Here is a 20,486-nt window from a genome sequence, read left to right on the forward strand (position 1 = left end):
GCCGTCCCGGTCGTCCCGTTCAGGATCGGATACAGTCCCCGCGGCCCCTTTTGACCGGAACCACGGATGCCACGCCTGCCCCTGACCTGCCTGCTGCTGTGCCTGCTGGCGAGCGCGACGGCCCATGCAGCCGACTGGCGCCAGGGCTGGGGTCTGGTGCCCAAGGCCGCCCCCGCCATCCCTGGGGAATCGGCCCGGGATGCCACGCCGATGGCTCGACTGCGCCTGCAGCCGGTGGGCGAACAATGGCAGGCGCGGATCGACAACGGGCTGGCGGGGCCGCTGCAGATCGAACTGCGCGCGGCGCCGGGACATCCGGTCGAGGGTCTCCCGGTCGAATCACTGCTGCAGGGTGACAGCAGCCTGGTGGTCGGCCATCTGCCCGCGCCGGTCGATGGCCGCATGCTCGATCTGCGCCTGCAGTCGGTGCCAGGCAACCCGGCCGCACAGGCCGAAGATGTCGCCTATCGCCTGCCCTTCGAAGCCGCCCGCCTGCGCGTGGACCAGGCACCGCAGGGCCGGTTCAGCCACGATGACGAGGAGAACCGCGAGGCGGTCGACTTCGCGCTGCCGCAGGGCACCCTGGTGCTGGCCGCGCGCGAAGGCACGGTGATGCAGATCCAGGATGGCTTCCAGGGCAACGGCCAGGATCGCGAACGCGATGCTGCCCGCGCCAATTTCATCCGCGTGCTGCACAGCGACGGCAGCATGGCCCTGTATGGCCATCTGCAGGCTGGTGGCATGCGCGTGCGTCGCGGCCAGGCGGTGCAGGCCGGGCAATCGATCGGCCTGTCCGGCAACAGTGGTTACAGCAGTGCCCCGCACCTGCACTTCGTGGTGCAGGTCAACCGAGGAATGGGCCTGCGCTCGGTGCCGGTGCGCATCTTCACCGCGCAGGGCCAGCTGCAGTTCGCCCGCCAGGGCGACGCCGACGGCGGCACCGGGCGCTGACCGGCGCCGGCCGGTATAATCGGGCGCTTATCTCTTTGAAAAGCGCCCCGGGCGGGCGCCACTGCCATGTCCGAAGTCGCCAACGAAGCGTCGCGTCGCCGCACCTTCGCCATCATCTCCCACCCTGACGCCGGCAAGACCACGCTGACCGAAAAGCTGCTGCTGTTCGGAGGCGCGATCCAGATGGCCGGTTCGGTCAAGGGCCGCAAGGCCGCCCGCCACGCCACCTCCGACTGGATGGCACTGGAAAAGGAGCGCGGCATCTCCGTGACCTCCTCGGTGATGCAGTTCCCGTACGAAGGCAAGATCGTCAACCTGCTCGACACCCCCGGCCACGCCGACTTCGGCGAGGACACCTACCGCGTGCTGACCGCGGTGGACTCGGCGCTGATGGTGATCGACGTGGCCAAGGGCGTGGAAGAGCGCACCATCAAGTTGATGGAAGTGTGCCGCCTGCGCGACACCCCGATCATGACGTTCATCAACAAGCTCGACCGCGAGGGCAAGGACCCGATCGAGCTGCTGGATGAAGTGGAAACCGTGCTCGGCATCCAGTGCGCCCCGGTGACCTGGCCGATCGGCATGGGCCAGCGCCTGAAGGGCGTGGTGCACCTGCTGACCGGCGAAGTGCACCTGTACGAACCCGGCCGCAACTTCACCCGCCAGGACTCGACCATTTTCCCGTCCATCGATGCCCCCGGCCTGGCCGAGAAGATCGGTGCGCAGATGCTGGCCGACCTGCGCGACGAACTGGAACTGGTGCAGGGCGCCAGCCACCCCTTCGACCTGGACGCCTACCGCGCCGGCAAGCAGACCCCGGTGTTCTTCGGTTCGGGCGTGAACAACTTCGGCGTGCAGCCGCTGCTGGATTTCTTCGTTGAGCACGCCCCGCCGCCGCAGGCGCGCACCACCACCGGCCGGATCATCGCACCGGAAGAAAACAAGCTGACCGGCTTCGTGTTCAAGATCCAGGCCAACATGGACCCGCAGCACCGCGACCGCGTGGCGTTCATGCGCGTCTGCTCGGGCCGTTTCAGCGCCGGCATGAAGACTTTCCATGTGCGCACGGGCAAGGAAATGAAGCTGGCCAATGCGCTGACCTTCATGGCCAGCGACCGCGAGATCGCCGCTGAAGCCTGGCCGGGCGATGTGATCGGCATCCACAACCACGGCACCATTTCCATCGGTGATACGTTCACCGAGGGCGAAGCGGTCACCTTCACCGGCATTCCCAACTTCGCCCCGGAACTGTTCCGCCGTGCCCGCCTGCGCGATCCGCTCAAGCTCAAGCAGCTGCAGAAGGGCCTGGCCCAGCTGTCCGAAGAAGGCGCGACCCAGTTCTTCCGCCCGCTCACCAGCAACGACCTGATCCTGGGCGCGGTCGGCGTGCTGCAGTTCGACGTGGCCGCCTACCGCCTGAAGGACGAGTACGGCGTGGAAGCCACCTTCGAGCAGGTCAGCGTGACCACCGCACGTTGGGTCCACTGCAGCAACGAGAAGAAGCTGGAAGAGTTCCGCGAGAAGAACGCGCTGAACCTGGCCCTGGATGCGGCCGGCCACCTGGTCTACCTGGCGCCGACCCGGGTCAACCTGCAGCTGGCGCAGGAACGTTCGCCGGATGTGCGCTTCTCGGCCACCCGCGAAGCGGCGCATACGGTGTCGGCCGGCTGAACCGCAAGGAGGCCCGCGGCGGTTCATCCACGCATGGCGTGGATCTACTGATCGCGGGCGCATCCGCGCAACGCGGGGATTCACCGACCATACGGTGATGGGCGTGCATGCGCCGCCCATCGCGGCGATGATAGGGGGGTGCGGGTCCCCCTCCCCGCGAACGATGCCTACGCCATGTCCACGACTTCCGTTGCTTCGATCCGCGAAGAAATCGCCAGCGCCCTGACCCACGGCCTGGGCGCCGTGCTCGCCCTCGGCGCGGGCGCGGTACTGATCACCCTGGCCGCCATCTACAGTGACGGCTGGCAGCTGGCCGGCGCCATCGTGTTCGGCATCGCGCTGCTGCTGCTGTATACGGCCTCCACCCTCTATCACGCCATCCAGCACCCGGTCGCCAAGGGCCGCCTGAAGGTGTTCGACCATTGCGCGATCTACGTCCTGATCGCCGGCACCTATACCCCGTTCACCCTGATCGGCCTGCGCGGTCCGTGGGGCTGGGGGCTGTTCGCGGCGATCTGGACCCTGGCCCTGGCCGGCGTGGTGTTCAAGCTGTTCTACACCGGCCGCTTCAAGCGCCTGTCCACCGCCATCTACGTGGCCATGGGCTGGCTGGTGATCGTGGCGGTCAAGCCGATGCTGGCCTCGATCGACGGCTGGACGCTGGGCTGGCTGCTGGCCGGCGGCCTGTCATACACCCTGGGCACCTACTTCTACCACCGCGAATCGATCCCCTATTCGCATGCGATCTGGCACCTGTTCGTGATCGGCGGCAGCGTCTGCCACTTCGTCGCGGTCACCATGCAGGTGTTGTAAGACAGGGCCCGCGCGCGGGTTGTGCACACCGCGCACATGGGTGCTTCGCGCCCCGTCCACGATGAGGGGGCAACCATGGCAGCGTGAATGCTGCCGCCTCCCCCGCCACATCGCGCACCTCCCGCTGGCGCCTCCGCCGACCCGGCCCGCGCGGCCGGCGCTGGCTGACGATCCTGATCTTCCTGCTGGCGGCGGTCCTGCTGTTGATCGCACTGTGGGACTGGAACTGGTTCAAGGGGCCGGTCGAACGCGCCGTGCAGGCGCGTACCGGCCGGGTACTGCACATCGGCCACCTGGATGTGGATCTCGGCCGCACCAGCACGATCCGCGCCGACGCGATCACCTTCGCCAATGCCAGCTGGGCGAAGCAGCCTGACATGGCCAGCGCCGACCGCGTCGAGATCGACGTGCGGGTGTGGCCGCTGCTGCGTGGCAGCGTGCAGTTGCCAGAAGTGCGCCTGACCCGGCCGGACGTCCTGCTGGAAACGGCGCCGCGCAAGGGCGAGCCGGGCAACTGGGATTTCCTCGGCGACAGCACTGGCGGGCCAGGCCCCCAGCTCAAGCGCCTGCGCATCGACGACGGCCGCCTGCAGTTCCTCGATGCGCTCGGCCGCACCGACATCCGACTGGATGTGCGCAGCGGCCAGCCGAAACAGGCCGATGCCGCACCGCCGCTGCTGGTGCAGGGCAAGGGCCGCTGGCAGGGCAATCCGTTCACCCTGCGCGGCGGCACCGAATCACCGCTGCAGCTGACCGACAGCGACCATCCGTTCCGCATCCACCTCGATGGCCGCGCCGGGGCAACCCACGCAGTGGCCAGCGGCACACTTACCAATCCGTTCCAGCTGCGCGTGTTCGACCTGCAGTTCGCACTCAGTGGCCAGGACCTGGCCGACCTGTACCCGCTGCTCGGCATCGCCATTCCGTCCTCGCCGCCGTACGCGTTGAATGGCCGCCTCAAGCGCGACCACGACACCTGGCGCTACGAGCAGTTCACCGGCAAGGTCGGCGACAGCGATCTCGGTGGCAACCTGCAGTTCGACGTCGGCGGCGCACGCCCGCGTTTGACTGCCACGCTGGAATCCAGGCGACTGGACTTCGACGATCTGGCCGGCTTCGTCGGTGCACCACCGAAGACCGGCAGCGGCGAGACCGCGAACGCCGAGCAGAGGGCCGAGGCCGCGCGCATCGCCGCGCGTGCCCGGGTACTGCCCGACACGCCGTACAACCTCGGCAAGCTGCGTGCGATGGATGCCGACGTGCGCTGGAAGGCCCACCGCATCAACGCGCCGTCGTTGCCGCTGGACGACATGGATGCGCACCTGCTGCTGGATGACGGCGTGCTGCGCCTGGATCCGCTGAACTTCGGCGTGGCCGGCGGCGATATCCGCAGCACGATCCGCATGGACGCGCGCCAGGCACAGATCAGCACCGCGCTGAAAGCCAGCGTGCGCGGCGTGCAGCTGGGCCAGCTGTTCCCGGATGCAAAACTGGCCGAGCAGGCCAAGGGCGGCATCGGCGGCGAAGTCGACCTGACCGGCCGTGGCAACTCGATCGCCGCGATGCTGGGCAGCAGCAGCGGCAAGGTCGGCCTGGCGATGGGTCGCGGCCATGTCGGCAACCTGGTGATGGAGCTGGCCGGGCTGGATGTCACCGAGTCGTTGAAGTTCCTGGTGACCGGTGACAAGCAGATTCCCCTGCGCTGCGCCTTCGCCGACTTCGGCGTGCGCGACGGCCTGATGACCAGCCAGGCTCTTGCGGTGGATACCACCGACACGATCATCATTGGCGAGGGCACGGTCAGCCTGCGCGACGAGACCCTCGACCTGCTGCTGAAGCCGCGCCCGAAGGACAAGAGCATCCTGGTGCTGCGCTCTCCACTGCACATCAGTGGCACGTTCAAGGACCCCTCGTTCCGGCCGGACTTCAAGGCGCTGGGCATTCGTGGCGCGGTGGCCCTGGCGCTGGGCAGCATCGCCCCGCCGGCGGCGCTGCTGGCGACCATTGAACTGGGACCGGGCAAGGATGCCGACTGCGGCGGGCAGTATGCGAAGTAGAAGCGTTGTTCGCGGCGCCTCTTTTCTCCGCGCGTAGAGCCGGAGCAAGGCGACAGGCAGGACACGCCGTAAATACGTCCCTGTAGGCTCGGTCGGCGCATCCATGCGCCTCACGGTCCTGCCTGCCGCCTTGCTCCGGCTCCGCACAGTTTCCCGCGCGCGCGGAACGAGAGCGGAAATTCAAAGTCAAAAGAAAAAAGCAAAGTCAAAAGCTGTTGCCAACCAAGGTTGGCAGCTACCAAAAGCAGATCGTCTGCGGCGAATCTCACCGCGCTCGCTGCAATGTATCCCGAGGTAGAGGGCATGGGCGTGCAGGACCGTTGGCGCCATGGGCCCGAGGCATGCCTCGGGCGGGTTGGGCAGGACGCCCAACCCCGGTCTTGCCGTGTGCGCAGGACAGCGCACACCAGCAAGGCGCCATCGAGCCCCCATGGATGGGTTTACGGCGTGTCCTGCACGCCCATGCCCTCAGCCTCCCGGCGTACCAGGAAGGCGCTGCTCTCGCGCTCTGGCTCTGGCTCTGGTTTGAAAAGCGGGCCGGCGGGCCGCAGGCCCGCCAGCGAAAAACTCATCCCGCCACGATGTACTGCTGCAGCTGATCCAGCTCCCTGCGCTGTGCATCGATCACCGACTTCACCAGGTCACCGATGGAGATCACCCCCAGCACCTGCGCGCCTTCCACCACCGGCAGATGGCGGATGCGGTAATCGGTCACCAGCTGCAGGCAGTGCTCCACCTGCTCGCCCGGCGACACCGTCACCACCTGCGCCGTCATGATCTCGGCCACCGCCGTATCCCGCGACGAACGATCGCGCAGCACGATCTTGCGCGCGTAGTCGCGCTCGGACAGGATCCCGACCAGTCGCGGCCCATCCATCACCAGCACCGCGCCGATACCCTTTTCCGCCATCAACCGGATCGCATCGATCACCGCCGCATCCGGCGCGACCGCATGTACTTCAGGAGACTTGCCGTCCAACAGTTGCCGTACCGTGGTCATCCGCCTGCCCTCCGAGGGTGGGTTGCAGGGCCGAGTCTGCCACGGCCGATGCTAGCCACGCGTCAACCAGGTACAGCGGGCGCTGCTTGGACTCTTCATACAGCCGTCCCAGGTACTCGCCGATCAGGCCCAGCGCGATCAGCTGCACCCCGCCCAGGAACAGGATCACCGCCATCATCGTCGGCCAACCTGCCACCCGGTCGCCATACAGCGCCGCCTTGACGATCACCCACAGGCCGAACACGAAGGCCACCGCCGCCGTTGCCAGCCCCAGATAGGTGGCGGCCCGCAGTGGCACGGTAGAGAAACCGGTGATGCCCTCCAGGGCGAAGTTCCACAGCCGCCACAGGCTGAACTTGCTGGTGCCGGCCACGCGCGCGTGGCGGTGATAGGGCACGGCCACCCGCTTGAACCCGACCCAGCTGAAGAGGCCCTTCATGAACCGATGGCGCTCGCGCATCTCGCGCAGTGCGCTCAGCGCGCGGGGCGACAACAGGCGGAAATCCCCGGTGTCGGCAGGGATCGGTGTGCGCGACAGGCGCCCCATCACCCGGTAGAACATCGCCGCCGTGGCGCGCTTCACCCAGGCCTCGCCATCGCGGGCCATGCGCGTGCCATAGACGTTGTCGTGCCCCTCACGCCAGCGCGCGACGAACTGCGGCACCAGCTCCGGTGGGTCCTGGCCGTCCGCATCGAGGATCATCGCCGCACCCTCGCGCACCAGGTCCAGGCCGGCCGTCAGCGCGGCCTCCTTGCCGAAGTTGCGCGAGAGCTTCAGCGCCGAGACCCGCGCATCGGCCTGGGCCAGGCCGGCGATCACCGGCCAGGTGTCGTCGTGGCTGCCATCGTCCACATACAGGATGTGGCCTTCGATGTCGGGCATGCCATCCAGCACCGCGCACAACCGCGGATGCAGCAACGGCAGTGCCAGGGCCTCGTTGTAGGCGGCGATGACAAAAGTAAGCCGTTCACGGGTCATGCCCGGATTGTACGTTGCCGGCACGCATGCGGGCCGCCACCTGCAGACCCGGCAGGCCGCCCCCTCACTCCTCCGACAGGTACGCCGCCCCACCCAGCTGCCGCGCCTGGCGCTGGATCCATGCCGCACGCCGCTGGACATACGGCCCTGGCGCCGCCGCGTTGTAGCGCCGTGGTGCCGGCAGCACCGCCGCCAGCCGCGCGCTTTCGGCCGGACTCAGCCGAGCCGCGTCCTTGCCCCAGAATTTCTGCGCCGCTGCCTGTGCGCCATACACACCATCACCAAACTCGGCGATGTTGGCGTACATCTCCAGGATGCGCTCCTTCGGCCAAAGTGCTTCGATCAGCACCGTGTACCAGACCTCAAGGCCCTTGCGCACCCAGCTGCGGCCCTGCCAGAGGAACAGGTTCTTGGCCACCTGCTGGCTGATCGTGCTGGCGCCGCGCAGGCGCCCTCCCTTTGCGTTGTGGTCGCGCGCCTTTTCAATGGCCTGCAGGTCGAATCCATTGTGGTCGGGAAAGCGTTGATCTTCGGCCGCCACCAGCGAGATCGGCAGGCTGGGCGCCATCTGGTCCAGGTCGCGCCACTGGTAATGCAGCCGATAGGACCAGTCGGCCTCACCCAGCGCCTCACCGTAGCGCCACAGCATCACCATGGACCCGGGCGGGTCGATGAACCGCAGTACCAGTACCTGCAGGCAGCTGAAGGCGGCCAGCAGCACCGGCAGCCACAGCAGCCGCTTCCAGCGCCAGCGCCTGCGGCGAGGGACGTCCGCCCCGGCCTCGACCTTGTGCTGCTCTCCCGCTGCCCCCATTACTGGTGCATCCTTCTTCTGTCTGGTTGTCGGCGCATTATCCGGCAACCGCCTCCGTTTACGCGCGATGTGAGCCGATGACCGCCAACCCCGATTCCCTGATCCGCTTCCTGCTGCCCGACGCCGGCGTCCGCGGCGTGCATGTGCACCTGCAGGCCACCTGGCAGGAAATCCTGTCCCACGCCCAGTACCCGGATACCGCTGCCGAGCTGCTTGGCGAGGCCTGCGTGGCCTCGGCACTGTTCACCGGCCACACCAAGATCGATGGCCGCCTGTCGATCCAGCTGCGCAGCAGCACCGCCCTGCGCACCCTGTTCGCCGAATGCACCGCCGCCGGTACCCTGCGCGGCATCGCCCAGCTCAGCGACGGTGCCGACGCGCCGCGCGACCTGTCCAGCCTGGGCGATGACGCCCTGCTCGCGATCACCATCGAGAACCCGGGCCTGGATCCGCGCGAACCGCAGCGCTACCAGAGCCTGGTCGGCCTGACCGCACCGGAACTGGACGAAGCCTTCGAGGACTACTTCCGCCAGTCCGAACAGCTGCCGACCCGCCTGCTGCTGGCCGCCGACCGCAACGGTGCCGCCGGCCTGCTGCTGCAGAAGCTGCCGGGCGACGAAGGCGACGAGGACGGTTGGGCCCGCGCCAGCGCCCTGTTCGAGACCCTGGGCAAGGCCGAACTGCTGGCCACCCCGGCCGAGCAGTTGCTGCACCGCCTGTTCCACGAGGAGAAACCCGAGCTGATGGGCAGCAAGCCGCTGTCCTTCGCCTGCTCCTGCTCGCGTGAACGGGTCGCATCGATGCTGCAGTCGCTGGGCGAGGACGAGGCCCGTGCCGCCGCCGAAGCCACCAACGCAGTCGAGGTGCGCTGCGAATTCTGCGGACGCGAGTATCACTTTCCTTTGACGGAGTTCGGCATACTGTTCCACGGTGCCGAGGGGACTGTGCCGGCACCTGAACGGCTTCAGTAATCGGCTGGTCTTGCATCTGGGGGGATCAAGGCTTGTTAAGAATTCATAAACGCCCTACGATCAAGTTCCCGTTTCCGCGGGAACTTCCGTTGTTCATCCCTGTCTGAACTGGTCCGATGCGTACCTTCCTGCGTCTACCGCTGGCCCTGCTGATCGCCCTTGGCGCGATCGCGGGCGCGCATGCGCAGAGCAAGGACACCCGTACCGTGCTGCCGGTGTGGAACAAGGGCAGCGGCAAGGTCGAGGCCCTGCTGTATCTGGAACCCACCGGCGAACAGGCGGCCGGCGCCCGCTGGCACTTTGGCCGCAACTCGCTGGATGCCGCCTTCGGTCTGTCCTCCGGCGATTCGCTGGGCCTGCTCTGCAACAGCAGCAGCGGAACCAGCATCAGCGGCCTGGCCAGTCACTGCATGCTGGCCAGCCTCGGCGACGATGACGACCTCAACAGCCGCCGCTTCACCGGCACCGCCGCACTGAACCGTGGCAACAGCCGCCTGGGCATCACCGCCGGTACCGGCCGTGAAACCCTGCCGGCCTGGCTGTCAGGCCCGAACAAGACCCCTTCGCTGCGCGCCGAGCAGAACGACCTGACCGTGTTCGCGCAGAAGAACATCGGCCGCGAGGGCTTCGTCTCCATCGCCGGCACCTATGCCAAGGCCCGTCTGGTACCGCTGGCCGATGCCTCACCGGCCATCGTCGATCGCTGGGACAGCAAGAGCCTGAGCATCGGCGCCGGCTACGGCAACTTCACCGGCAGCATCATCGGGCGTGTCGTCGACGTGCCGGGCAAGCCTGGCAAATGGGAAGGCCTGGGAATCGGGCTGACCTGGCGTACCCCCTGGTCCGGCCAGCTCACCGTGGGCGCCGAGAACGTGATCAGCCGCGGCAAGAATCCGTTCTCGCCGCGCAATGAAAGCAACGATGACGGCACCGTGCCGTACGTCCGCTACGAGCAGGATCTCTGACCGGACAGCACCGGCGGGGCTCACAATCCGGGCGTTGAATGGGAACGGGTGCCGCAGGGCGCCCGTTCTTTTTTTGCGCCGCAGCAATCCTGAATGGCCGATGGACGGAAAGAATTCTTTCGCCTGCACACTGCAACAACCGAAATATTTTCTTTCACATGAAACTAACGCCAGGCTGGCGAGCTGGGCTGGAGCGGCCTCAAGTCATTGAATTCAATGACGTCAATGACCTGCCCCCATCGCATTCAGGCCTGCCACGACCTGTATTAACACACCTTTAATTTTTGGGAACGCACCAGTACTATCGGCTCAGCCTCGCGTTTTTTGGAGCGCCTTTTCGCTCCGTACGCAGGCAATCACCCAGCCAAGATTTCTTGGAGAGAGAGAGCCAATGAACTTCAAGTCCAACAAGCTGCGCGACGCCGTCCTGGTCGCGCTCGTTGCCGGTGTGGCGTCCACTGCCACCGCCCAGGCTCAGGAAGCGACCAACCTGGACCGCATCTCGGTCACCGGTTCGCGCATCAAGAGCACCGACATCGAAACCTCGCAGCCGGTGCTCAGCCTGACCCGCGCCGACATCGAAAAGCAGGGCGTGACCTCGGTCGCCGACATCCTGCAGCGCGTCGCCGCCAACGGTGCCGCCCTGAACCGTACGTTCAACAACGGCGGTGACGGCTCGGCCGGCGTCAGCCTGCGCAACCTCGGTTCCGAGCGCACCCTGGTGCTGGTCAACGGCCGCCGCTGGACCACCGGCCTGGATGGCAGCGTCGACCTGAACACCATCCCGACCGCGATGATCGAGCGCATCGACGTCCTGAAGGACGGCGCCTCGACCATCTACGGTTCGGATGCCATCGCCGGCGTGGTGAACATCATCACCAAGCAGAACTTCGATGGTGCTGAAGCCAACGTCTACAAGGGCCAGTACAGCGCCGGCGACGGCGAGCGCACCGCGGCCGACTTCACCATCGGCACCACCACCGATCGCGCTTCGCTGGTGCTGGGCGTGTCCTACGTTGACGAGAAGGCCGTGATGGCCGGTGATCGCAAGATCTCCGCCGGTGGCCCGCCGTTCTTCAGCGGCCAGAGCGGCACCGGTATTCCGGGCTCCTATGTCCGCAATGATCAGCGCTACGTCATCATCAATGGTGTGGAAACGCCGTTCGTCTCCAACCAGCATGGTTACAACACCGCTCCGGACAACTACCTGCTGACCCCGAACGAGCGTACCTCGCTGTTCGCCGTCGGTTCGTACAACATCACCGACAACGTCACCTTCCGCACCGAGGCGATGTACAACGAGCGCAAGTCCGAGCAGCTGCTGGCTGCGATGCCGGTGACCGGCATGGATCTGTCCGCTGACAGCATCTACAACCCGTATGGCCAGAAGCTCACCGGTGTGAACCGTCGCTTCAATGAAACCGGCGGCCGTTCGTTCAACCAGAACGTCAAGAACTGGCACTTCTACGGTGGTTTCGAAGGCTTCTTCGAGTTCGCCGGTCGCAACTTCGACTGGGATGTCGGCTACCGCTACGACAAGACCGACCAGAACGATCTGACCTACGGCCTGTTCAATGTACAGCGCCTGGAAGAAGCGTACGGCCCGTCGGCCATCCGCGATGGCAGCCCGGTCTGCTTGAACTCGGCAGGTGCCGTCATTGCCGGTTGCGTGCCGATCAATCCGCTCGGTGGCCTGGGCTCGATCTCGCAGGGCGCCCTGGACTACACCTCGTTCACCGCGCACGACTCGGCGAGCCTGGTGTCGAAGAGCTACTACGCCAACATCTCCGGCGAAATCGTGCAGCTGCCGGCCGGTGCGCTGAGCTTTGCTGCCGGCTACGAAGGCCGTAAGGAAAGCGGCCAGTTCGATCCGGACGCCTTCATCGCCTCGGGCCTGAGCACCGGCAACGGTGCAGCACCGACCAAGGGTGCCTACGACCTGGACGAGTTCTACGTGGAACTGTCGATCCCGGTGCTGGCAGACCTGCCGGGCGCCAAGCTGCTGGACTTCAGCATCGCCTCGCGCTTCTCGGACTACAGCAACTTCGGCAACACCACCAACAACAAGTTCGGTTTCCGCTGGAAGCCGATCGATGACCTGATGGTGCGTGGTAACTACTCCGAAGGCTTCCGCGCACCGAGCATCAACAATCTGTACCGCGGTGACACCGACTCGTTCGAGACCTACGCCGATCCGTGCGCCCGGGCCAACAACCCGACCGGCGCCGTGCTTGCCCAGTGTATTGCACAGGGCGTTCCGGCCAACTTCGTCCAGCCGAACACCGATGGCGAGCCTGGCCCGCTGCAGACGGTCGAGCCGTTCACCTGGAAGTCGAACCCGAACCTGAAGCCGGAAACCTCGACCAGCAAGACGCTGGGCCTGGTGTGGAGCCCGAGCTTCGTCACCGGTCTGAACGTCACCCTGGACTGGTGGCAGATCAAGATCGAAGACGCCATCACCCGTCCGGCGATCGGCGACATCATGGATCGTTGCTACGGTGGTACCGCACAGCAGCAGGCAGCCTACTGCGGCCTGATCACGCGTGATCCGAACTACGGCACCGCCAACGAGCGCTACACCATCACCAACGTCGACATGCCGCTGATGAACCTGGCGTCGTACAAGGTGGAAGGCTGGGACCTGGGCGTCCTGTACCGCCTGCCGGAAACCTCGTTCGGCCAGTTCACCGTCAGCCTGGACGGCACCTACCTGTCGAAGTGGGAAACCAAGTCGACCGAGGACTCCCCGGTTGAAGGTCGCCAGGGTCGCTACCTCGACCAGGATCCGTACTGGCGCGTCCGTTCCAACCTGTACGTCGACTGGTCCTACGGTGATTTCGGCGTCAACTATGGCCTGCGTTACAAGTCGGGCATGACCGAGGTCTGCTCGCTGGGCGGCGCACTGCGCAGCTACTGCTCGGATCCCGACAACCGCGAAAACCACATCGGCGCCACCACCTACCACGACGTCCAGTTCCGCTACAACACGCCGTGGAAGGGCACCATCATGGTCGGCCTGAACAACGTGTGGGACAAGAACCCGCCGGTGTCCTACTCGGTCCGCGCCAACATGTTCGACCCGCAGTACGACCTGCCGGGCCGCTACATGTACATGCAGTACAAGCAGAAGTTCTGATCGATCCACTGATCGGCTGATGCAGCAACGGCCCCGCAAGGGGCCGTTGTTCTTTGTGCCGCCGGCCATACGTGGATGGCACGCAAGAAAAAAGCCGCGGCAGTGCCGCGGCTTTCTCGTGACCAGCTACGGCGATCTTCAACCGTTCGGAATCAGCGTCTCGATGAGGTGCTCGACATAGGCCTCGAAATCCTCACGGGCCTGCTTGGGCTGTTGCAGCTGCAGCGACAGCTGCAGGAAGCCGACATACGCGGCATAGGCCAGGCGCGCGCGATGCCGCGCATCGGTGGAGCTGAGCCCGGCCTGGCGGAACGAGGCAATCAGGTAGTCCAGGCGACGCTGCGACACGCGGTCGATCACCGGGCGCACCATCGGATGATCCAGCGCCTTCAGCAGTTCGCTGTAGATGATGTGCGGCTGCACTTCGTGCGCCACCATCTGGAACAGCTGGCGCAGGCGTACGCGCGGATCGGGCACATCCTCGAGGCTGCCGAACACCTGCTCCTGTTCGAACAGTTCCCAGCGTTCCAGCGCCGCCTGCAGCAGGGCATCGCGGGAAGGGAAATGCCAGTAGAAACTGCCCTTGGTCACACCCAGGCGCCGTGCCAACGGTTCCACCGCGACGGCACCTACACCTTGTTCAGCAATCAGGTCGAGGGCCGCCTGGGCCCAGTCTTCGGCACTCAGGCGGCTGTTGCGGCCGGCGCGCGGTTCGCCGGCGGAAGCGTCAGGTTGATTCATGGGCTGATTTAACCATACGCCGGGGTTCGTTGCAGTACGCCGTTGCGGTGGAAACCGTTACGGGCCCTGCCGGCCCCCCTGCCGCAGTGCACCATACCCTGCAGTATTGACTTCCCCCTCAGGCAATCCATACTATCCGGTATGGTTACGTCCCCTACTCCCGCTGCGTTCCATGACCTGCGCCTGGACGCTGCCCATGGCGCGCGTTTGGCGGCGACCGCCAGTGACCACGGCCGCCGCGGCCGGGTGCTGTTCGCGCATGGCTTTGGCCAGACCCGCCACGCCTGGAATGCCACTGCGCGCGCACTGAACGCGGCCGGCCTGCAGACCCTGGCCTACGATGCCCGCGGCCATGGTGATTCGGACTGGAATGCCGCCGACCTGCCGTATCACGGCGAACAGTTCGCCGATGACCTGATCGTCCTGGCCGGCGAGCAACCGCGCCCGCCCGTGCTGGTTGCCGCGTCGATGGGCGGCCTGTTCGGGCTGCTGGCCGAATCGCGCTGGCCCGGCCTGTTCTCGGCGATGGTGCTGGTCGACATCACCCCGCGCTGGGATACCGCCGGTGTCGAACGCATCCTTGCGTTCATGACGGCCCACCCGGACGGTTTCGCGTCGCTGACCCAGGCCGCCGATGTGATCTCGGCCTACATGCCGCACCGCCCGCGCAAATCCGAGCAGTCGCTGCGTGCGCTGCTGCGCGAGGACGGCCACGGCCGCTGGCGCTGGCATTGGGATCCGCGCCTGGTGGCCGAGCTGGCCCGCGACAGCGAGCAGCACCAGGATGCGCTGGCCGAAGCCGCACGCCAGGTGAAATGCCCCCTGCTGCTGGTCAGCGGCGGCCGCAGCGACCTGGTCACGCCACAGACCGTGGCCGAATTCCTCGCGTTGGCGCCGCACGCGCGCCATGTACAGCTGCCGCAGGCCACGCATATGGTCGCCGGCGATGACAACGACGCCTTTACCGCTACTGTGTTGGACTATCTGGACGTGTTGCCCGCAGCGGATGCTGCAGCTTCGTCCGCCACAAACGAGCACGTCACCGGAGCACGCTCATGAGCATCGTTCTTCCCTTCCTCGCCCTGCTGCTGGCAGGCGCGTTCGTCGCCTACCACCGCATGCGGCTGGTTACCTGGACGCTGATCAGCGTGGCCCTGCTGGTCGCCTGCTGGTTCATTCCCTACGTCAACCAGACTGCCACGATCGTCGCGGCCGCGGTGCTGGCGGTGATCGCCGTGCCGCTGCTGCTGCCGTTCATCCGCAAGCCGCTGCTGACCGCCCCGATGATGAAGGTGTTCCGCAAGGTGCTGCCACCGCTGTCGCAGACCGAGCGCATCGCGCTGGAAACCGGCTCGGTCGGTTTCGAAGGCGAGCTGTTCACCGGTGACCCTGACTGGAACATCCTGCTGAACTACCCCAAGCCGCAGCTGACCGCTGAAGAGCAGGCCTTCCTCGATGGCCCGGTCGAAGAGCTGTGCACCATGGTCAACGACTGGGAAATCACCCATGTCCATGCCGACCTGCCGCCGGAACTGTGGGCCTTCATCAAGAAGAACAAGTTCTTCGGCATGATCATTCCGAAGGAATACGGCGGCCTGGGCTTCTCCGCGCTGGCCCACCACAAGGTGATCCAGAAGCTGGCCTCGGTGTCCTCGGTGGTCAGTTCCACCGTCGGCGTGCCGAATTCGCTGGGCCCGGGTGAACTGCTGGTGCATTACGGCACCCAGGAACAGAAGGACCAGTACCTGCCGCGCCTGGCCGATGGCCGCGAGGTGCCGTGCTTCGGCCTGACCGGTCCGTTCGCCGGCTCCGACGCCACCTCGATTCCCGACTACGGCATCGTCTGCAAGGGCGAGTGGAACGGCGAGCAGGTGCTCGGCGTGCGCCTGACCTTCGACAAGCGCTACATCACCCTGGCCCCGGTCGCGAGCCTGATCGGCATGGCCTTCCGCATGTACGACCCGGATGGCCTGATCGGCGACACCCGCGACATCGGCATCACCCTGGGCCTGCTGCCGCGCGACACCGCCGGCGTGGAAATCGGCCGTCGCCACTTCCCGCTCAACTCGACCTTCCAGAACGGACCGATCAAGGGCAAGGATGTGTTCATCCCGCTGACCCAGCTGATCGGTGGCGCCGCGATGGCCGGCAAGGGCTGGAACATGCTCAACGAGTGCCTGGCGGTGGGCCGCTCGATCACTCTGCCCTCCACCGCCAGCGGCGGTGCCAAGGCCGGTGCGGCCGTCACCGGCGCCTACGCGCGAATCCGCAAGCAGTTCGGCCTGTCGGTCGGCCGCTTCGAGGGCGTGGAAGAAGCGCTGGCCCGCATCGGCGGCAAGGCGTACAAGATCAGCGCGCTGTCGCAGGCCACCGCTGCGGCGGTCGATCGTGGCGACGTGCCGTCGGTACCCTCGGCCATCGCCAAGTACCACTGCACCACCATGAGCCGTGAAGTGATCTCGGACATGATGGATGTGATCGGCGGCAAGGGCATCATCCTGGGCCCGCGCAACTTCGCCGGTCGCAGCTGGCAGGCTGCGCCGATCGCGATCACCGTGGAAGGCGCCAACATCATGACCCGCAGCCTGCTGATCTTCGGCCAGGGTGCGATCCTCTGCCACCCGTGGGTGCTGAAGGAAATGAAGGCGGCGCAGGATCCGGACACCCGTGCCGGCCTGCAGGAGTTCGACCGCAGCCTGTTCGGCCACATCCGCTTCGGCATCTCCAATGCCGTGCGTTCGTTCTGGTTCGGCCTGACCGGCGCGCGCTTCGGTGCCGCTCCGGGCGATGACTACACCCGCCGCTACTTCCGCAAGCTGGACCGTTACTCGGCCAACCTGGCGCTGATGGCCGACATCTCGATGATGACCCTCGGCGGCAAGCTGAAGTTCAAGGAATCGCTGTCCGGCCGCCTGGGCGACGTGCTGAGCCATGTCTACATGACCAGCGCCATGCTCAAGCGTTACCACGACGAAGGCGCACCGCAGGCCGACCAGCCGCTGCTGGCCTGGGCCTTCCATGACAGCGTGCACAAGATCGAGGAATCGCTGTCGGCCGCCCTGCGCAACTTCCCGATCCGTCCGATCGGCTGGCTGATGTGGGCGCTGATCTTCCCGCTGGGCCGTCGTGCCGAGGCTCCGGGCGACCGCCTGAGCCGCCGCGTCGCCGCGCTGCTGATGGCGCCGAACGAAGCCCGTGACCGCCTGGCCGATGGCGTGTTCCTGACCCCGTGCGAGAACAACCCGGGTGGCCGCATCAACAGCTACCTGAGCAAGGCGATCATGGCCGAGCCGGTGGAGCGCAAGTTCCTGAAGGCGCTGAAGAGCAAGGGCATCGAGGCGCTGGACTTCAAGGCGCAGCTGGACGAAGCCGTGGCCGAAGGCGTGATCACCCAGGACGAGCGCAGCCTGCTGGAAGAGCTGCGCACCCTGACGCTGGACACCATCACCGTGGACGACTTCGACACCCACGAACTGCGCGCGGCCAGCTACTACGACCGCCAGCACAAGGACCCGCATTCGCAGGCGGCCTGACCGCCCGCGACACGCGTTGTCTTCGACGGCGGGCCTCGGCCCGCCGTCGCTTTATCCGCCGACCGGAATCCCACCATGTCCACACCCCTGCTCTCGCTCTACCGCCGCCTGCAGCGCTGGCCCGCCGGCAGCTGGCTGTTCTCGCGCGCGGTGTGTTTCAAGGCGCCCTACTTCGCCAGCATCGCGCCGCGCATCACCCGCCTGGAGCATGGCCGCTGCGAAGGCACGCTGGCCGACCGCCGCAGCGTGCGCAACCACATCGGCACGGTGCACGCGATCGCGATGTGCAATCTGGCCGAGCTGACCGCCGGGCTGATGGTGGATGCCTCGCTGCCGAAGGGCATGCGCTGGATTCCGAAGGGCATGCAGGTGCAGTACCTGGCCAAGGCACGCGGTACGCTGCAGGCGGTGGCGTTGCCGGCACAGCCGATCGTGGCGGCCGCTGAAGGCTACACACTGCCGGTGACGGTGAGCGTGCGCGACCGTGCGGGGACGGAGGTGTTCAGCGCGGTCATCGACATGTGGATGTCGCCGGCGAAGTGAGGTTCCCGCGAACGGCGCAGCCCCTCGTGGGTGGACGCTGAAAGCGGTTTATCGGTTGGGCCGGAGGGGTGAAGCCGGGCGGGGACACCGTGAACCCATCCTTGGGGGCTTAGCCGCGCCATCCATGGCGCGGATACCCCGCCCGGCCCCACCCCTCCGGCCTCTGACAGATCTCTGCGGCGTCCAGCCACGGAAGAGAAAAAAGAAGAGCAAAAGCAAAAGCGGCCCTCCGGCCGCTTTTTGCTGTTGCTGTTGCTGTTGATCTTCTTTTTCTTCTCCGTGGGCTGGCCGCGCACGGAAACTGTCAGGGGTGTGGCGGGTGGGCCGTGCAGGGGCGTTGGCGCCATGGATGGCGCCATCGAGCTTACATGGACGTACTTGCAGCGTCCCCTGCACGGCCCACCCGCCACACCCAACACATGACCCGCTCTACGCGACCAACCCACGAGGGGCTGCGCCGTTGGCTGGAAACTACGCTACCGCGCGAAACACCAACGCCAGGATCGCCGGCACCGCCTGGATCATGAAAATGCGACGGCTCACGCTGTACGCGCCATAGCACCCCGCCACCGCCACGCAGGCCAGCGAGAACGTCACCAGCACCGGCTGATCGATCACCAGCCCCACCACGATCCCTGCCGCCAGGAAGCCGTTGTACAGCCCCTGGTTGGCCGCCAGCACCCGCGTGGTCTCGGCCTTCTCCGGCGTATTGCGGAAGGTCTTCAGGCCCAGCGGGCGCGTCCACAGGAACATCTCCAGCACCAGGAAGTACAGGTGCAGCACCGCGACCAGCACGGTCAGCAACAGCGCGATCATCAACATCGTTCCTCTCCTCGAAAAAACCGGACCGGCTCAGCGGTCGCGCGGCAGCTTCTTTTCCTCGCGCAGCACGCCGAACGCGGCCAGGGTCATGAAGCCGGCAACCAGGACACCGCCGATGAACACCACATGCGAACCAAACAACGACAGCGCCTTGTGCACCCAGGTGAAGCTCAGGTCCGCACCACGGTAAACCACCGTATCGATGGCCGCGCCGGCCTTGTAGCGCCACTGGCGGTCCACGCGGGTGTAGATGGTTTCGCGCGCCGGCTTGGCCAGCGCGAATTCACTGGCGCGCGTCATCACCTGCACCACCGCAACCATCAGTGGCATCGGCGAGGCAGCCAGCACCGAGAAGCCGATCAGGATCGCGAAGCCCGGGATCAGCAGCGCCGGCGCAATGCCATGGCGTGACAGCAGCCAGCGGGTCAGGCCCAGCTGCATCAACAGCGCCAGCGCGTTCACCGCCAGATCGATGCGTGAGAAGAACGCGGTACTGGCCGCCGGGTCGGTGAAGGCCGCACGCACGATGCTGGCCTGCTGGTTATACAGCAGCGTGCCCACGCCCACCCCGAACACCACCATGACCGCCAGCCAGCGCAGCAGCGGCTCACGCACGATCAGCTTCAGGCCATCGAGCACGCTGCCGCCCATCGGCTGCTCGCCCGACACCAGCTGCTGCTCGCGTTCGCGCAGCACCGCCCAGTGCCGCAGCCGCCAGATGCACAGCAGGCACACCAGCAGGAAGCCGGCCGAGACCAGCATCAGGTTGGCGATACCCACGCGCTGCACCAGCGCACTGGTGATGATGGGGCCGAGGAAGGCACCGACGGTGCCGGCTGCGCCGATGTAGCCGTAGTACGCGCGTGCCTGCACGTTGGAGAACACGTCGGCCATGAAGCTCCAGAACACCGCTACCGCGAACAGGTTGAACACCATGACCCAGAGGAAGAAGGCCATGCCCCGGCCAGGTACCCCGCTGTCGAACAGCGCGTAGAACCCCAGCAGGGTGACGATGAAGAAGCCATACACCGCCGGCAGGAACACCCGGCGCGGGAAACGGCTGACCAGCCAGCCGTACACCGGCTGCATCACCAGCATGATCACGAACACGCAGGTGAACAGGAACTGCAGGACGAAGTCCTTCAACGCGATTCCATGACGGTCGAACCAGCCGATCAGGATCGGCGGGAACACCGTTTCCAGGTCTGCCGAGGCCGCCATCGCCTCGCGCACCGGACGCAGCACGTAGTAACCGCTGAGCAGGCAGAAGAAATACAGGAAGGACCACCACAGCGCCGGTGACTCGCGCAGCGCCGCGATCAGGCCCTCCAGCGGCCCCTTGCCCGATGCCGCGCTCACGCGGCGTCCCTCGCCCACAGACGGCGGTTGGACAGTGGCATCGCAGGCTCCGGGCGCGGTGAAGCGCGTACGTTAGCCAATGCACTGCAACATCGCCAGCAGGCGACCGCGGTCGGACATCTAGCCAGGTC

The 20,486-nt window shown here is 66.3% G+C and carries 16 protein-coding genes; 10 read left to right on the top strand and 6 right to left on the bottom strand.

Going from position 1 to position 20,486, the window contains the following annotated elements:
* Positions 1-66: 66 nt before the first annotated feature.
* The 4 genes from N440_RS13170 to N440_RS13185 all read left to right on the top strand — a co-directional run bounded on the left by N440_RS13170 (position 67) and on the right by N440_RS13185 (position 5,492).
* Positions 67-951, top strand: a complete 885-nt coding sequence (locus N440_RS13170; protein WP_133935348.1) for a M23 family metallopeptidase — start codon at positions 67-69, stop codon at positions 949-951.
* A 66-nt stretch (positions 952-1,017) separates the two neighbouring features.
* On the top strand, positions 1,018-2,622 hold the full coding sequence (locus N440_RS13175) for a peptide chain release factor 3 (RefSeq protein ID WP_006464054.1): 1,605 nt from the start codon (positions 1,018-1,020) through the stop codon (positions 2,620-2,622).
* A gap of 174 nt (positions 2,623-2,796) precedes the next feature.
* Entirely contained in the window at positions 2,797-3,435 is a 639-nt protein-coding gene (locus N440_RS13180; protein ID WP_005418403.1) for a hemolysin III family protein, read from the top strand.
* An 83-nt stretch (positions 3,436-3,518) separates the two neighbouring features.
* Positions 3,519-5,492: an AsmA family protein gene (locus N440_RS13185; protein ID WP_133935349.1), complete on the top strand. Its 1,974-nt coding sequence runs from the start codon at positions 3,519-3,521 to the stop codon at positions 5,490-5,492.
* A gap of 568 nt (positions 5,493-6,060) precedes the next feature.
* On the opposite strand, the gene N440_RS13190 is transcribed toward N440_RS13185, so the two are convergent.
* The 3 genes from N440_RS13190 to mtgA all read right to left on the bottom strand — a co-directional run bounded on the left by N440_RS13190 (position 6,061) and on the right by mtgA (position 8,285).
* Positions 6,061-6,492 carry a CBS domain-containing protein gene (locus tag N440_RS13190; protein WP_012511858.1) on the bottom strand — a complete coding sequence of 144 codons (432 nt, stop codon included), beginning with the start codon at positions 6,490-6,492 and terminating at the stop codon, positions 6,061-6,063.
* On the bottom strand, positions 6,452-7,471 hold the full coding sequence (locus N440_RS13195; protein WP_049455965.1) for a glycosyltransferase family 2 protein: 1,020 nt from the start codon (positions 7,469-7,471) through the stop codon (positions 6,452-6,454). The genes N440_RS13190 and N440_RS13195 overlap by 41 nt, the downstream gene beginning before the upstream one ends.
* A 64-nt stretch (positions 7,472-7,535) precedes the next feature.
* The gene (mtgA, locus tag N440_RS13200) at positions 7,536-8,285 is read right to left on the bottom strand and encodes a monofunctional biosynthetic peptidoglycan transglycosylase (RefSeq protein WP_006464101.1); all 750 of its coding nucleotides are present in this window, start codon (positions 8,283-8,285) and stop codon (positions 7,536-7,538) included.
* 77 nt (positions 8,286-8,362) lie between these two features.
* Between mtgA and N440_RS13205 the strand changes: the two genes are divergently transcribed.
* The 3 genes from N440_RS13205 to N440_RS13215 all read left to right on the top strand — a co-directional run bounded on the left by N440_RS13205 (position 8,363) and on the right by N440_RS13215 (position 13,357).
* Positions 8,363-9,256: an Hsp33 family molecular chaperone HslO gene (locus tag N440_RS13205; protein ID WP_133935350.1), complete on the top strand. Its 894-nt coding sequence runs from the start codon at positions 8,363-8,365 to the stop codon at positions 9,254-9,256.
* Positions 9,257-9,372: 116 nt separating this feature from the next.
* Entirely contained in the window at positions 9,373-10,221 is an 849-nt protein-coding gene (locus tag N440_RS13210; RefSeq protein WP_006464105.1) for a hypothetical protein, read from the top strand.
* Between the two features lie 391 nt (positions 10,222-10,612).
* Positions 10,613-13,357, top strand: coding sequence for a TonB-dependent receptor (locus N440_RS13215; RefSeq protein WP_133935351.1), 2,745 nt, complete (start codon positions 10,613-10,615; stop codon positions 13,355-13,357).
* A 138-nt stretch (positions 13,358-13,495) separates the two neighbouring features.
* Here the strand turns inward: N440_RS13215 and N440_RS13220 are convergent, their stop codons facing one another.
* Positions 13,496-14,098 carry a TetR/AcrR family transcriptional regulator gene (locus N440_RS13220; RefSeq protein WP_006464233.1) on the bottom strand — a complete coding sequence of 201 codons (603 nt, stop codon included), beginning with the start codon at positions 14,096-14,098 and terminating at the stop codon, positions 13,496-13,498.
* Between the two features lie 141 nt (positions 14,099-14,239).
* On the opposite strand from N440_RS13220, the gene N440_RS13225 reads away from it, so the two are divergent.
* From N440_RS13225 to N440_RS13235, 3 genes are all read left to right on the top strand, one after another.
* Complete coding sequence (locus N440_RS13225) at positions 14,240-15,157, top strand: alpha/beta hydrolase (protein WP_133935352.1); 918 nt, start codon at positions 14,240-14,242, stop codon at positions 15,155-15,157.
* A complete protein-coding gene (locus tag N440_RS13230) occupies positions 15,154-17,631 on the top strand; it encodes an acyl-CoA dehydrogenase (RefSeq protein WP_006464326.1) in 2,478 nt (825 codons plus the stop codon). Before N440_RS13225 ends, N440_RS13230 begins: the two co-directional genes overlap by 4 nt.
* A gap of 75 nt (positions 17,632-17,706) precedes the next feature.
* Complete coding sequence (locus tag N440_RS13235; protein ID WP_133935353.1) at positions 17,707-18,174, top strand: hotdog fold domain-containing protein; 468 nt, start codon at positions 17,707-17,709, stop codon at positions 18,172-18,174.
* Between the two features lie 471 nt (positions 18,175-18,645).
* On the opposite strand, the gene N440_RS13240 is transcribed toward N440_RS13235, so the two are convergent.
* Positions 18,646-18,996 (bottom strand): DUF1304 domain-containing protein, encoded by a 351-nt coding sequence (locus N440_RS13240; protein WP_133935354.1) that lies wholly within the window; start codon positions 18,994-18,996, stop codon positions 18,646-18,648.
* Between the two features lie 30 nt (positions 18,997-19,026).
* A complete protein-coding gene (locus N440_RS13245) occupies positions 19,027-20,355 on the bottom strand; it encodes an MFS transporter (protein WP_133935355.1) in 1,329 nt (442 codons plus the stop codon).
* Positions 20,356-20,486 lie beyond the last annotated feature (131 nt).

The sequence above is a fragment of the Stenotrophomonas sp. CC22-02 genome, assembly GCF_004365115.1.
Taxonomy (GTDB): domain Bacteria; phylum Pseudomonadota; class Gammaproteobacteria; order Xanthomonadales; family Xanthomonadaceae; genus Stenotrophomonas; species Stenotrophomonas forensis.

Excerpts from the sequence above, each read along its gene's own strand:
- N440_RS13170 (WP_133935348.1), top strand. The coding sequence starts at position 67 with ATGCCACGCCTGCCCCTGACCTGCCTGCTGCTGTGCCTGCTGGCGAGC.
- N440_RS13175 (WP_006464054.1), top strand. The coding sequence starts at position 1,018 with ATGTCCGAAGTCGCCAACGAAGCGTCGCGTCGCCGCACCTTCGCCATC.
- N440_RS13180 (WP_005418403.1), top strand. The coding sequence starts at position 2,797 with ATGTCCACGACTTCCGTTGCTTCGATCCGCGAAGAAATCGCCAGCGCC.
- N440_RS13190 (WP_012511858.1), bottom strand. The coding sequence starts at position 6,492 with ATGACCACGGTACGGCAACTGTTGGACGGCAAGTCTCCTGAAGTACAT.
- N440_RS13195 (WP_049455965.1), bottom strand. The coding sequence starts at position 7,471 with ATGACCCGTGAACGGCTTACTTTTGTCATCGCCGCCTACAACGAGGCC.
- mtgA (WP_006464101.1), bottom strand. The coding sequence starts at position 8,285 with ATGGGGGCAGCGGGAGAGCAGCACAAGGTCGAGGCCGGGGCGGACGTC.
- N440_RS13205 (WP_133935350.1), top strand. The coding sequence starts at position 8,363 with ATGACCGCCAACCCCGATTCCCTGATCCGCTTCCTGCTGCCCGACGCC.
- N440_RS13210 (WP_006464105.1), top strand. The coding sequence starts at position 9,373 with ATGCGTACCTTCCTGCGTCTACCGCTGGCCCTGCTGATCGCCCTTGGC.
- N440_RS13215 (WP_133935351.1), top strand. The coding sequence starts at position 10,613 with ATGAACTTCAAGTCCAACAAGCTGCGCGACGCCGTCCTGGTCGCGCTC.
- N440_RS13220 (WP_006464233.1), bottom strand. The coding sequence starts at position 14,098 with ATGAATCAACCTGACGCTTCCGCCGGCGAACCGCGCGCCGGCCGCAAC.
- N440_RS13225 (WP_133935352.1), top strand. The coding sequence starts at position 14,240 with ATGGTTACGTCCCCTACTCCCGCTGCGTTCCATGACCTGCGCCTGGAC.
- N440_RS13230 (WP_006464326.1), top strand. The coding sequence starts at position 15,154 with ATGAGCATCGTTCTTCCCTTCCTCGCCCTGCTGCTGGCAGGCGCGTTC.
- N440_RS13235 (WP_133935353.1), top strand. The coding sequence starts at position 17,707 with ATGTCCACACCCCTGCTCTCGCTCTACCGCCGCCTGCAGCGCTGGCCC.
- N440_RS13240 (WP_133935354.1), bottom strand. The coding sequence starts at position 18,996 with ATGTTGATGATCGCGCTGTTGCTGACCGTGCTGGTCGCGGTGCTGCAC.